The following is a 12,304-nucleotide window of genomic DNA, read 5'->3' on the forward strand; positions in this document are numbered from 1 at the left end:
TTAGTTATTATTGCTTTAAAAAATAAGCTGATTTTTCAGTGACAGGACTAATTTAAATGGCAGTGGAATCCCTACATAATGAAGCAGAAGTATTGGGGAGAATTGCCAGAAGAGATCAGGAGGCATTCAGGCAGGTTTATACCTGCTATCATAAAAGAATTTATAATTTCTCTTTACGCCTATTGAAGTCTGTTCAACTGGCAGAGGAAGTGGTGCAGGAAACTTTTCTTAAAATATGGCTGATGGGGGAAGAACTGAAAACGGTTAACCATCTGGAGGCATATTTGGTCACCTTATCGCGGAACAAATCGCTGGATATCCTTCGGCGACTGGAGCGCGAGCGAAGATCGGACCGGAAGTTGTCCTGGTCGGAGGCGCACAATGAAACTGAAGAAGCTATTTTATTACAGGATACCCGGCAATTGCTGGAAAGGGGGATCCTTTTACTTCCGGCTCAGCAACGACTGGTTTATCAGCTTTGTAAGCAGGAGGGTTTAAAATATGAAGAGGTCGCTTTAAAACTGAATATTTCGCCTTTAACAGTAAAAACGCACATGCAGCAGGCATTGCGTTTTTTGCGGACCTATATGCACAACAATACCGATCTGGCGATTGTTGCACTGACCATCATGACTGGATTCTTATAGGCCTGGGTGCTGAGAAAAAATATTTTTAAAGTCACTACTCCGAAGCCTGGGCTTTGAACGTCTATGTAATAAATCAGCTGATAGAAGGGAATCATCCAAGGCATCAGGTTAAGTAAAAATGGAAAAGCAACGAATTGCATATTTGTACCAGCAGTATTTGAATGGCACTGCAAGTGCTGAAGAACAGGAAGAGTGGGCATTGGTGTTGACCAATACTGGTCTTCAAAAGGATATTCAGGAGATTGTGGATGCCAGTTATTATACCATGCCCGATCATGAAATGAAGGATCTGGAGGGGAATCGTTCGGAGGAGATTTTCAATCGCATTACCGGAGTTCCCGCACAGCCTGTTAAAAGGACGTTGTGGCCACGTATGGCCGTAGCTGCTTCTTTTTTCATTGTACTTAGCGCCGGCATCTGGTTTTACCATACGGAGTCTGGAAAGGGACAATCCGGATCGAATCAGATCATCAATGACATTGCGCCCGGCAAAAATACCGCAAGATTAACCTTAGCTAACGGGCAGACTATTGATTTAAGCGATCAGAAAACCGGGCTTGTTGTTGGCGCGGCCTCATTTGCTTACAACGATGGTACGGCAGTACCACATACAGCTTCCAAAAAAGAAATGGAAAGCACTGAAGCACTGAGTTTGAATACCCCGAGAGGCGGAACTTATCAGGTGGTCCTGTCAGACGGGACTAACGTTTGGCTTAACGCAGCCAGTTCATTGAAATTTCCGGCAACGTTTTCCAATTCAGCAGGCAATAGGGTAGTGGAATTGACGGGAGAGGCTTATTTTGAGGTTGCCAAAGACCGCAAGCACCCTTTCATCGTAAAAACAGCCAGACAAGAGGTAGAAGTATTGGGTACCCATTTTAACATAAACAGTTATACGGATACCGGGATCAGTACTACAACCCTTTTGGAGGGCAGCGTACACGTCTCTGGTACAGGACTTAGCGATAACCTGAAGCCTGGTCAGAAAGCAATTCTGGATGCCAACCATCACCTTAGGATTGAACCTGCTAACCTAAAAGAAGCTGTGGCCTGGAAAAATGGTTATTTCCGTTTCAATGCAGTGCAGATTGACGAAGTGATGATAACCCTGGCCCGTTGGTACAACATAGAGGTGGTTTTCGAGGGGCCAGTATCGGAGGAAAAATTTAGTGGCAATATTTCAAGAAACATCAAAATCAGCGAAGTGCTGAATATGCTCAGTTATTCAAAAGCAGTTAAGTTTAAGGTAGCAGGAAGGAGGGTGACCATCATGAAATAACAACTACCTGACCAATGACTAAATGAAACCAGTCCGACAGCAATCGAACTGGTCCATCAGGAAGGTCATCATTTATATAAATATCAATAATTGCTGGATGCCGCGATCTGGAAAATACAAAGCAAACAGCTAAACCGAACCTAAACAAATGTACAAAATTTGCACCCAAATGCTATGCGGAACGCATGGGCAGTATAAAATATGGAGAGTTATGAAGTTAACCACTCTGCTCTTATTCGCAGTAATTATGCAGGTCAGTGCCGGAACATATGCACAAAAGATCTCGCTGTCCGTGAAGGACGCTAAATTGTTGACCATTTTTGATCAGATCAGTGATCAGACCGGCTATAGCTTTGTGGTCACCAATTCCATTTTGCAACATGCGGCTACTGTGAGTATTCGCGTTAAAGATGCAGACTTAAAAGCTGTGCTGGATCAGATTTTCAAAAATCAGCCACTGGAGTTCAGCGTGGATCATAAAACAGTGCTGGTTAAAAAGAAAGAGCCCAGCTTTGTGGAGGATTTAATTGCCCGATTTCAGGCGGTGGATCTTCGGGGTAGAGTCGTCGATGAGAACAATCTCCCCCTGGCGGGCGTTAACGTGGTATTGAAACCACAAAATAAAGTGGTGGCTACCACCAATGGCGAAGGTCATTTCAACATCAGTATCCCGGAAAGCGGGGCTACGCTGGTTTTTACCTTTGTAGGTATGGAAACCCAGGAGGTTGTGGTTAAAGCCAATTCCAAATTCGTCAATGTTAAAATGATCTCTAAAAGTATTTTAGCCAACGATGTGGTAATTACCGGCTATAACAAAACGAGTAAGAAAATGATGGCCGGATCGTATGCTGTGTTAGACTCTACAGTTTTCGCCAATAAGCCTTTTCCAAATGTGGATGATTTATTAAAAGGACAGGTTGCCGGAGTCGTGGTTTCTGCGCAGTCGGGACAACCCGGCACGGCGCAAAAGATCAGAATTCGTGGAACCAATACCCTTTCAGGAGACGCTGAGCCCCTATGGGTAATTGACGGTGTTCCACTTCAGGACAATGCACCCAATATCCCTTCGTCCAGTGAAATTAAAGCGGGAAGTCTGGATAATGTTTTTTTAACTGGTGTTGCCGGGATCAATCCCAATGACATTGAAAGCATCACGATTTTGAAAGACGCATCTGCTGCAGCGATTTATGGATCTAGAGCGGCTGGCGGTGTCATTGTGGTGACTACCAAACGTGGTAAACCGGGTAAGATGCGTTTAAATTATTCAAGCCTTTTTTCATCTTCAACTTCTCCGCAACGCGATGCAGGATTGATGAACGCTTCGGAGAAAATAGCCTATGAACAAGGTTTGTGGGATGAATTCTCTGCTCCAAATTTTGAATTGTCTAAAAAAGACCCGGGCATTAAATTTCCGGTAATAGGGATTACGGGTTTAATCCGTGCCGGTAGGGGTAAATATGCAGGTATGACTGCTGCCCAGCAAGATGCCGAACTGGCAAAATATGCACAATCCAATGAAAATGGCTATGACTTGCTTTTCCGCAATTCATTTTCGAATACCCAACATTTGTCTTTAAGTGGTGGTGCAGATAAATATACCTATTACACCTCTTTTGGTTATACCAATAATGCAGGCTTACTTAAAAACAACGACTATAACCGTTATAACTTTAAGACTAACCTGGATATCAATCCAGTTGAGGCGGTGAAAATCAAAATCGGCATCGACTACTACAGTGTGAAATCTAAAGCACCAGCATTGGGTTCCGTAGATCCTTTCAAGTATGCATATTTTGTCAATCCTTATGAAAGTGTATACAATAGCGATGGAAGCTATCGCGCTGATGAAACCTATTACTCTTTGAACAGAGCGAATGATCCTACTTCTACCATTATCAGAAATTTGGTTCCGGATGTTGGATTTAACATCGTGAGGGAGATGAACGAGACCAGCAGCATCAGTAAGAAAAATCAAACTTTACTTTCCACGGGCCTTGACTTGAAAATAACGAAGCAAATCACTTTTGAGTCTTTGTTTTCTTATAAGTACACCAACAATTCTGTGAATGAAATTTATGGAGCAAATACCAAGGCTGCTTTCGATAACCGCTTGTCGTTGGATGTGGATACCAGAAAGCAATATGCCAGTATCAATCAGACGGATAACAGTTCTTCCGAATATATGGGGCGGGCACAGTTTTCTTATAAAGACTATTTCGGTCAAAATAATGCTTTCACCGCTTACGCGGGTTCAGAAATGCGTGGTTCTAATACTAAAGGATTTTACAGCAAAAGATTCGGATACGATCCGATCACAGGAAACACAAATACGCCACTTCCGGCACCCACGGACAATAAGTTGATTGATTATGACGTGTTGCAGAGCTATCTTGCGGCGATAGACCGTGCGTCGGGAGATTTGTTTGGAGAAGATAAGTTCATCTCCTTCTATGCAGCTACAGAATATGGCATCCAGGATAAATACATTTTCAATTTATCGGTTCGCGCTGATGGAAGTTCCTATTTTGGTAGCGATAAGCAATTTAACCCAACCTGGTCTGCCGGTTTTGGGTGGCACATCGCTCAGGAACATTTCATGGAGTCTTTAAAGCCGACTATAAATCGTTTAACACTGCGCTTGGCTACAGGATATACTGGTAACATCAGTAAAGCCGTTACGCCGCAATTGGTTTTGGGGTATTCCAATGATGTACGTAACATCAATGGAAATACGTATCGGATTGGAGATGTTCTTGGGGCACCCAATCCATTGTTAAGATGGGAAAAGACCTATGACGTGAAGGGATCATTGGATTTTGGTTTTTTCAATGACCGTATAACAGGGCTGTTTGAGGCTTACTACCGTAAGAGCGATGATTTGGTAACTAAAGCACAGACTTTATCGACTACAGGGTTTATTGATCAGAGGTATAATACCGCGAGTCTGGAAAATAAAGGGCTGGAGTTTACATTAGGAGGGAAACCTATCCTGACTAAAGATTTTAAACTTAATTTATCGCTTAACTTTGCCTATAACTTGAATAAAGTGACCAGGTTTAATGCGCCTTACGCGAGTATGAGTCTTTCCAATACCTGGAAGGGGTACCCTTTAAGTCCAGTATTTAGCGGGATGTATACTGGTATTGACCCTGAGACGGGACTTTATCAATACCAGCTTCGTCCGGATGCGGTGATTAATACTTCAACAGATTTGAATAAATCAGACAATTACAGATACTATTTGGGTACAGCGATTGCGCCATATACTGGTGGTTTTAACATTGGTGCCAGTTATAAAGCGTTTACACTGAATATCGGAGGTGCTTATTCCTGGGGAGCGAAGAGCTTCGAGTATATTGTGCCACCGGTATCTTATGATAAAGCAAAACGAGGTACATTGAACGAGAGTCCTCAAATCTACCAGAACGATTTGTATGCGCAATACCTAAATGTAAGGCGTAACGCCGCAGACCGTTGGACCAGTACCAATACTTCCGGGACTTATCCAAGAGTCTGGGATGCATTTGGCCAGAAGTATGACTTTGGATATTATAATCCGATGGATTCTGAAATTACAAGAGGGGCGTTCTTGAAAGATCTTTCCTACCTAAGGATCAGAAGTATCATTTTAGGCTACAGCCTGCCAGCAAAAATGTTAAAGAAAGTCAGCCTGTCTACCGTAGGCTTTTCGCTATCCCTAAACAATTTTTTTACGTTTACGAATTATGATGGTATGGATCCCGAAACTCCGGGGGCAACTTATCCGATATCACGTTCTGTAAGTTTTGGTGTTAATGTTGGTTTCTAATTTTATTAAGATGAAGAATTTAAAAATAGGTTTATTATGGTGCTTACTGGTATTTGTTTGCTCTTGCAAGCAATACCTGGATGTGAAACCCAAAGGTAATGTCATCCCGGAAACACCAGAGCAATATGGCATTCTGTTACAGAATCAATTGAACGGGATAGATAAGGGAACTGATGAGGTGGTCATTGGAAATTCTGAAAGTGTAATTCTTAGAGAGTTTTTCTCTGATAACCTGGACGCTGCTTTATCGAATACCGTGAATAGTGGTGCGCCGGTGTATGTGGGTTTTAAGGTCAATTCAATTCAGAATGAATATGCCGAGGCCTTTAAAAAGATCAAAGATTACAACATCATCATTAGCGATATGAAAGATCGGGACTCGGAACTTGCTAAAAAGATTCTAGGTACTGCTTATGCCATGCGTGGTGTAAATTATTTCAACCTGATGTTGCGTTTTTGTCAACCTTATGAACAGAATAAGGCTGAATCTACATTAGGCTTGCCCCTGGTGGATGAATTTAATATGGAAGCGAAGCCAGCGCGTGCCAACCTAAGAGCTACGGTTGATTTCATTGCTAAGAGTTTTACAGAGGCTTTGAGTTATAATGTTACGGATAAGGATTACCTGTTTACCGCTAATGTGGTTAAGGCTTATATGGCTAAAACCTATTTCTGGGCCCAGGATTGGGACAATGCCATTAAATATGCAGATGAGGTATTGAAGGCGTATCCAATGACTGCTGCGGATCAGTATGTTGCTATGATCAATGCGAAATTGATGCCCACCGAAAATGTGATCATCAGGTCTTATACGGTTGATTCAAGAGATGGCGCTTTTGTGCTGACTAGTGCTAAGATTGATATGCTTACCCGACCGGCGAGCAAGGAACTGGTTGGTACATTTGCCGAGAAAGGTAATGACATCCGCTATGCCAATGTTTTTGACAAGAAAAGATTCAATACGAAAAATCTGATTGCCAGTGTTAAAAGTGAAGAGATGTGCCTGATTCTGGCAGAAGCTTATGCGCATAAAGGAGACAATGCCCAGGCTTTAAATTATTTGAATAGCCTGCGTGCCAGGCGGATCACGAAAGACTATGTTGCTTATACCGAACTGAACCTGCCGAATGTTTATCCCCAACTCATCACAGTTGATGCGACTGGGAAACCCTTAACTAAACTGATGTCGGCCATATTATGTGAACGCAGAAAAGAGCTATATATGGAAGGGGATCGCTGGTTTGAGCTGAAACGTAATGGGCGTCCGGAGTTTTGGGTGCCTTTTGAGGGAAGGAAATATACCACCCAAAAGTTCCTGTATACCTATCCGATCTATAAAAAGGATGTGGATTTGAATCCAGGTTTAATCATTCAAAATGAGGGCTATTAAAATGAAAAATAGAAATGACAAAGGCCAGAATGGGCTTAAAGGAAATATACTTATGAAAAGAAATGTTTGGTTAATTGTTGCATTAATGACTGTTGCGACTTTGCATTCCTGTAGTAAAGGTCAGGAACTGGCCCCGAAAACAGGGACGTTAAATAGCGAGTTTCTCTTGCCAAAAGCACCTATGCTAACAACAGAAGATAGAGATGTGATTAATAAACGCCTGGAAGAGTACAATGATGCTACCGGAATTTAAATAGAAATCTAATGAAAAGATCAATATACTTATTTGCTGCCCTGTTTTCTCTTTGCTTCCTTTTTTCATGTAAAAAGAAAGATCAGGACCTGTCAAAAGCTTCGCTTAATTTTGGGCGTTCATTATATGTAATGAAAGCATCCTCGCCACTGGAGGTAGAGTTGCGGGCATCGGTTGCACCAACAACAAAATTGGTAGTCCCAGCCAAAATTTCCGGATCAGCTGTGCTGAATGAAGATTATCAACTGTCCGCTAGTGACTTTGTATTTGAGCCCGGACAAACAACGGCTAAAATTATCATCACCCCTAAAAACAACCTAAGTCCGGAACGCGAAATCAAAATCGATTTGCCGTCAGTTGGTGGCTATGTGAATGGAGAAAAAAAACAAACTATTGTCATCGTAGAGGTCAAAGAGAAAATCATGTATTCTTTCTCGAAGTCTGTAGGGACGTTGTTGGGTAAAATGAAGCTAACCGTAGATTTAAAAGGAGAAGTGACTGGCTCTGGATTCCGGGCTTCCAAAGATATAGATATTCCTTTTTCAATTTTGGCCAAAAGTACTGCGGTATTGGGTAAAAACTTTACGGTTGAGGGGAATGCTAAGAGTGTCAGAATTAAGGCGGGAGACCGAAGCGGTAGTGTGACCATAGAATTTGTGGCATTGGGTAACGACGGTGCTAAAAAGGCTTATTTTGAATTGGGAACACCAACTGTAGATCCTGATCTATATTATGTCGGTACTTTTAAGACCTTCAGTTGTAACATCTCACAATTGAAATTTGGGGACTTGCTGGGTAAATGGAAACCGGTTGGCATTACCAATATGGATGTGTTTTCGCAGGTTTTTGACGATTCCGATTACATCAGTTCCTTACCTAATAAAATTGATGCGTCAGATTATCTGGAATTTCTAGAAGATGGCAATACCGATAAAATTGTTCCTTATTTAAAAGGTAACCTGAAAAACTTTTTTACCGGACCAGCACATGCTGTAGTTTTTGATCATATTGAACGTGATTTTGAAGATTATTCTACTTTCACTTCTTACGATATCCCTTATTTCATCATAAAAGATGTGAATACGCTTTTCTCTGCCACTAAGCTGCTGAAAGGAAACGTATTTGTCGGCTTGGAAAAGCTGGACGATGACAATATGCTCATTTATTTCCATGAGTATATTCCGACGGATTTTTTTAGTAAGTTTTATAAAGAAGAGGGATGGCCTCGGCCGGATTACACACCTTATTATGGGATAACTTATAAGTTTACCCGGGTAAAATAAATCAAACGGCTGATCATTGCAGAAATGATCAGCCGTTTTACATTAAGCTCCTGTTGTCATTCTTTTTTTGATCATCGGATAGTTGAGGAAGCAGAAAAATACCATCCCCAGAAAAATGGCCATCCAGATGTAAACCAGTTTTACACCGGATAGGTCATTGGCTACAACCTTGAAAATCACTGTGGGTAGGATGGCAATCATTAAGGATAGGCCGAAGGCGCAAATTAATGGTGCCAGGAAATGATCTATAAATGCAATGAGACTTAACTTCCGACAAATGATGGCGAGCAGTGTTAGGGCCATAATGCCAAAGATCATTGAGCCGAAGCCGTAAATCAGTACAAGGTCCGGGTTTTGATTGATTACTTTTTCGTAACCAAAAAACTGGTTAAAATTGAACCCCATTGTAAGCTTTCTCTTCAGGTAATACGTTGAATAAGTTGCGTTGTTTATAGCCAATTAATGCGGCCAGTATAGAATTTGGGAATTCCTGAATCCCGATATTATACAGGTTTACGCTGTCATTGAAAAATTCCCTGCGATCGGCAATTTTATCTTCCAGTTGGGAAACGCGTTTTTGCAATTCGACAAAATTGTTATTGGAAGCAAGTTCAGGATATTGCTCTGAAACTGCGAAGAGGGATTTGGTGGCTTTACTAAACTCACTTGCATTTTTGATTTTCTCGTCGATGGTCGTTGCGTTTAAAAATGCTGTCCGCAGGTTTGTCAAATCCGTCAGGATAGATTTCTCATAGTTCATGTATTTCGAGGCAACCTTAACCAGCTCTGGTATTTCCTGCGCGCGTTGCATAAGGATGACGTCAATATTCATGAAGGCTTTTTCAATGTTGTTCTTCAGCATGACGAGTTTGTTATAGATGCCGATAAAATAGCTTAAAGTAACTATAATGAGTATCAGGGCAATGATCAGTGCGATATTTTGTGCGGTCATAGGTTTTTTAAGTTATAACAATGTAAATGATCAATAGGGTGATGAAAAATAAAGTGGTAAAGAATGATTTGTAAAGTGGTGCGAATTTGTTTTTTATGGCGATCTCATGTGGCAGGGCTGCTCCAAATACTTTATGATAATCGTCACGCTCAATTACGGTGTCGCCATTCAGACTATTTGCCTTGCCAATTAAAAAAATATAATCATCGTGTTTAAGATAGGTTTCATAATAACGTTTATCGCCACTTTCGGTTTCTTTATCCACGCGGTCAAAATAATATTCCAATCCTTCACCATTAACCATAACCGTACCAGTATCGTCTTTGATTTTAAAATTGCCGGTTTTAGAATCTCTTAAAATGGTGCTCCAGGTGGTTTTTCCATCGCTATCCTGACTTCTTTTTTCAATTCGGATGGCATATCCTATACAAGGTGTATTGAAATGCGGAGATAGTATCGGGTTGATCTCGATCAGATCTCCGACTACTTCTACCAGACCCATAGCGATGCCATTCATCTTTGAAGTGGGTAAAATGGCTTGAAATTTATAAAATTTGCTTCTTCTGGTAGGCAGAAAAATAGCATCCAGAACAATCAGCACAGGAATAATAACCAGCAATAAAGATAGTTTGCCTATTGAGTGTAGCCAGATTCCCAAACCAATCATTGCCAGAAAACCAAGGCTCATGGCCAGGTTTTTAAGTTTGTTTGACTTTGGAACATGATACCGGGCATCAAATTTTTTCTGATCTATTTTATCTTGTCTGGACTGTATGATGCCGGAATAAATCATTCCAATGAGCCCAAATAAAAATACAGAAGCAAAAAGGAAGGCAAAAGCCAACAAGGAGTAACCCGGTCGATATAAATAACCGAGCCCTATAAGTATGGGGTTAAGGGCAAAGAAAAGCCACTTTGGACGGATGGATAGGTTATATAAGCTACTAAAGATTAAGGTGTGAAATAATGCAATGCCACAACTGAATAACATCAAAAAGATGAGTATTGGGGCATTGATGTCCTGCTGGTTTAAGAAATTGAAAACTTCATTCATTTTTGAGGGACGATGAGTTAAGACCTGAAAATAATTTGTGTTTCGGGCGGGAACATTTTTCGGATGATGCTACGTTCCTGGTCGGATATTGGATTTCCGGACAATTTGATGGTCGCCAGATGTGTCAATCTTGCCAGGTCATTCGGCAGCTGGTTGATTTGATTGTTGCTCAGGTCAAGGTTGGTCAGATTGCTGAATTTAAGCACGTCTGCAGGTACTGAGGTTAAGTTTTGTCCGGATAAGTCCAGCCACAAAACAATTTCAGGCATCAATAGTGCTTCTTTCAGTTTGTTAAATTCTGTTTTACCTTCTTTGTTTCTTTTTCCGCTGTTTAAGAGCTGACCAGCGATAGCCAGGATGAGCACACCGAGAAAGAATATGCAGAGGAATACTGACCACATGGGGGCATCATCACGTTCATGGGTAAACAAGCGCAGGTATACAAAATAGCCCATGCCGGCCATTAAACCTACGAGCATCAATCCACCAATCATTAAAAAAAGATTGATGAGAATTGACCAGCCCAGGTTCACTTTTTTTGATCGTTGAATGGCAATGACAATAGCGATTAAAAACAGCCAACAGGCTACTATGGCGATGCGTATGATTTGATTGCCTGCTTCAAATAGCTGTAAACTGATCATGGCTGGCATCAACAAGGCAAAGGTTAGGGCTGATCCTGCTAAAAAAACAAATAAAACACGGGCCTTTTTCTTCGCTGCAAGCCAGAAATAGGCGGTGGTGAAAGAGAGGGCGATGACCAGGAAGAATACGTATCCTGCAGGAGCAATAGTAGACATAAAAACACAACTAAAAGGGACATGGATTTGTTTGGCAATTTAATATATTTAGTTGGAGCATGGGGTAATTCTTAGTTTTTATATTAAATTCGTTTTTCTAATTCTAACCAACTTGCACAGCTTTCAATCAAAAAACGACGAAGATTTACTTTGCCTGTTGAAAAACGGGGATGAGCTTGCTTTTACTGAAATCTACAATCGTTATTGGAAGAAATTGTATTATGTTGCCCACCGGTTACTGAAAGATACCTGCGCTGCGGAAGAAATCGTTCAGGAAGTTTTTCTGGTAATCTGGAAGAAACGCACTGTGTTAAATATTCAGTGCCTGAACCAATACCTGTCTTCCATGACACGTTATGCTGTTTTTAGTCACCTGGCCAGGGAAAGGAAATTTGTAAGGGAGGAAGATTCCGATCAGATCCTCAGCCTCGTTGCTGCTACAGAAATTGACCTGGATAATAAGATTCTACTTGAAATGATCAATTCTATTGCTGAAAAGCTGCCGGAGAAAACGAGATTGATCTTTCAATACAATAAGATACAGGACCGCTCGATGCAGGACATCTCTGCGGAACTCGATATTCCTAAAAAAACCATTGAAGCACATTTGACAAAATCGATGAAAATCATCAAAGCCAGTGTTAAAGAGGTGACCAAATTCGGATACCTGGTTTTTCTTTTCCTGATGTTCAGATCCTGAGCCGTTCAGGCCAATTATATGCTGATTTCCGAAAGTTTATTCCTGGATAAAAGCATGTAGCGCGCCTTTGATAAAATATTTGAAAATAAATCAAGGGTGTTTCAGCGCTTTTATACTCTATATATTTAAACCAGGTTA

At 41.2% G+C, this 12,304-nt stretch carries 11 protein-coding genes; 7 read left to right on the top strand and 4 right to left on the bottom strand.

The annotated features are described in order from the left end of the window. Positions 1-56: 56 nt before the first annotated feature. The 6 genes from IM797_RS08530 to IM797_RS08555 all read left to right on the top strand — a co-directional run bounded on the left by IM797_RS08530 (position 57) and on the right by IM797_RS08555 (position 8,660). The gene (locus IM797_RS08530; RefSeq protein ID WP_194126698.1) at positions 57-647 is read left to right on the top strand and encodes an RNA polymerase sigma factor; all 591 of its coding nucleotides are present in this window, start codon (positions 57-59) and stop codon (positions 645-647) included. Positions 648-765: 118 nt separating this feature from the next. After that, on the top strand, positions 766-1,926 hold the full coding sequence (locus IM797_RS08535) for a FecR family protein (protein ID WP_194126699.1): 1,161 nt from the start codon (positions 766-768) through the stop codon (positions 1,924-1,926). A gap of 211 nt (positions 1,927-2,137) precedes the next feature. After that, a complete protein-coding gene (locus tag IM797_RS08540; RefSeq protein WP_194126700.1) occupies positions 2,138-5,734 on the top strand; it encodes a SusC/RagA family TonB-linked outer membrane protein in 3,597 nt (1,198 codons plus the stop codon). 10 nt (positions 5,735-5,744) lie between these two features. Then, the gene (locus IM797_RS08545) at positions 5,745-7,124 is read left to right on the top strand and encodes a RagB/SusD family nutrient uptake outer membrane protein (RefSeq protein WP_194126701.1); all 1,380 of its coding nucleotides are present in this window, start codon (positions 5,745-5,747) and stop codon (positions 7,122-7,124) included. Between the two features lies 1 nt (position 7,125). After that, a complete protein-coding gene (locus IM797_RS08550; protein WP_194126702.1) occupies positions 7,126-7,377 on the top strand; it encodes a hypothetical protein in 252 nt (83 codons plus the stop codon). Positions 7,378-7,388: 11 nt separating this feature from the next. Further along, complete coding sequence (locus IM797_RS08555; protein ID WP_194126703.1) at positions 7,389-8,660, top strand: hypothetical protein; 1,272 nt, start codon at positions 7,389-7,391, stop codon at positions 8,658-8,660. A 42-nt stretch (positions 8,661-8,702) separates the two neighbouring features. Here the strand turns inward: IM797_RS08555 and IM797_RS08560 are convergent, their stop codons facing one another. The 4 genes from IM797_RS08560 to IM797_RS08575 are packed head-to-tail and all read right to left on the bottom strand — an operon-like array spanning position 8,703 to position 11,466. After that, the gene (locus IM797_RS08560; protein ID WP_194126704.1) at positions 8,703-9,065 is read right to left on the bottom strand and encodes a hypothetical protein; all 363 of its coding nucleotides are present in this window, start codon (positions 9,063-9,065) and stop codon (positions 8,703-8,705) included. Then, positions 9,049-9,612: a LemA family protein gene (locus IM797_RS08565; protein ID WP_194126705.1), complete on the bottom strand. Its 564-nt coding sequence runs from the start codon at positions 9,610-9,612 to the stop codon at positions 9,049-9,051. The genes IM797_RS08560 and IM797_RS08565 overlap by 17 nt, the downstream gene beginning before the upstream one ends. A gap of 7 nt (positions 9,613-9,619) precedes the next feature. Further along, positions 9,620-10,666, bottom strand: coding sequence for a hypothetical protein (locus IM797_RS08570; protein WP_194126706.1), 1,047 nt, complete (start codon positions 10,664-10,666; stop codon positions 9,620-9,622). 17 nt (positions 10,667-10,683) lie between these two features. Next, positions 10,684-11,466, bottom strand: coding sequence for a hypothetical protein (locus IM797_RS08575; RefSeq protein ID WP_194126707.1), 783 nt, complete (start codon positions 11,464-11,466; stop codon positions 10,684-10,686). 112 nt (positions 11,467-11,578) lie between these two features. On the opposite strand from IM797_RS08575, the gene IM797_RS08580 reads away from it, so the two are divergent. Further along, positions 11,579-12,166 (top strand): RNA polymerase sigma factor, encoded by a 588-nt coding sequence (locus IM797_RS08580; protein ID WP_194126708.1) that lies wholly within the window; start codon positions 11,579-11,581, stop codon positions 12,164-12,166. Positions 12,167-12,304: the final 138 nt, after the last annotated feature.

The organism is Pedobacter sp. MC2016-24 (genome assembly GCF_015223055.1).
GTDB lineage: Bacteria > Bacteroidota > Bacteroidia > Sphingobacteriales > Sphingobacteriaceae > Pedobacter.

Coding starts and splice junctions, on each gene's coding strand:
- IM797_RS08530 (WP_194126698.1), top strand. CDS start 57: ATGGCAGTGGAATCCCTACATAATGAAGCAGAAGTATTGGGGAGAATT.
- IM797_RS08535 (WP_194126699.1), top strand. CDS start 766: ATGGAAAAGCAACGAATTGCATATTTGTACCAGCAGTATTTGAATGGC.
- IM797_RS08540 (WP_194126700.1), top strand. CDS start 2,138: ATGAAGTTAACCACTCTGCTCTTATTCGCAGTAATTATGCAGGTCAGT.
- IM797_RS08545 (WP_194126701.1), top strand. CDS start 5,745: ATGAAGAATTTAAAAATAGGTTTATTATGGTGCTTACTGGTATTTGTT.
- IM797_RS08550 (WP_194126702.1), top strand. CDS start 7,126: ATGAAAAATAGAAATGACAAAGGCCAGAATGGGCTTAAAGGAAATATA.
- IM797_RS08555 (WP_194126703.1), top strand. CDS start 7,389: ATGAAAAGATCAATATACTTATTTGCTGCCCTGTTTTCTCTTTGCTTC.
- IM797_RS08560 (WP_194126704.1), bottom strand. CDS start 9,065: ATGGGGTTCAATTTTAACCAGTTTTTTGGTTACGAAAAAGTAATCAAT.
- IM797_RS08565 (WP_194126705.1), bottom strand. CDS start 9,612: ATGACCGCACAAAATATCGCACTGATCATTGCCCTGATACTCATTATA.
- IM797_RS08570 (WP_194126706.1), bottom strand. CDS start 10,666: ATGAATGAAGTTTTCAATTTCTTAAACCAGCAGGACATCAATGCCCCA.
- IM797_RS08575 (WP_194126707.1), bottom strand. CDS start 11,466: ATGTCTACTATTGCTCCTGCAGGATACGTATTCTTCCTGGTCATCGCC.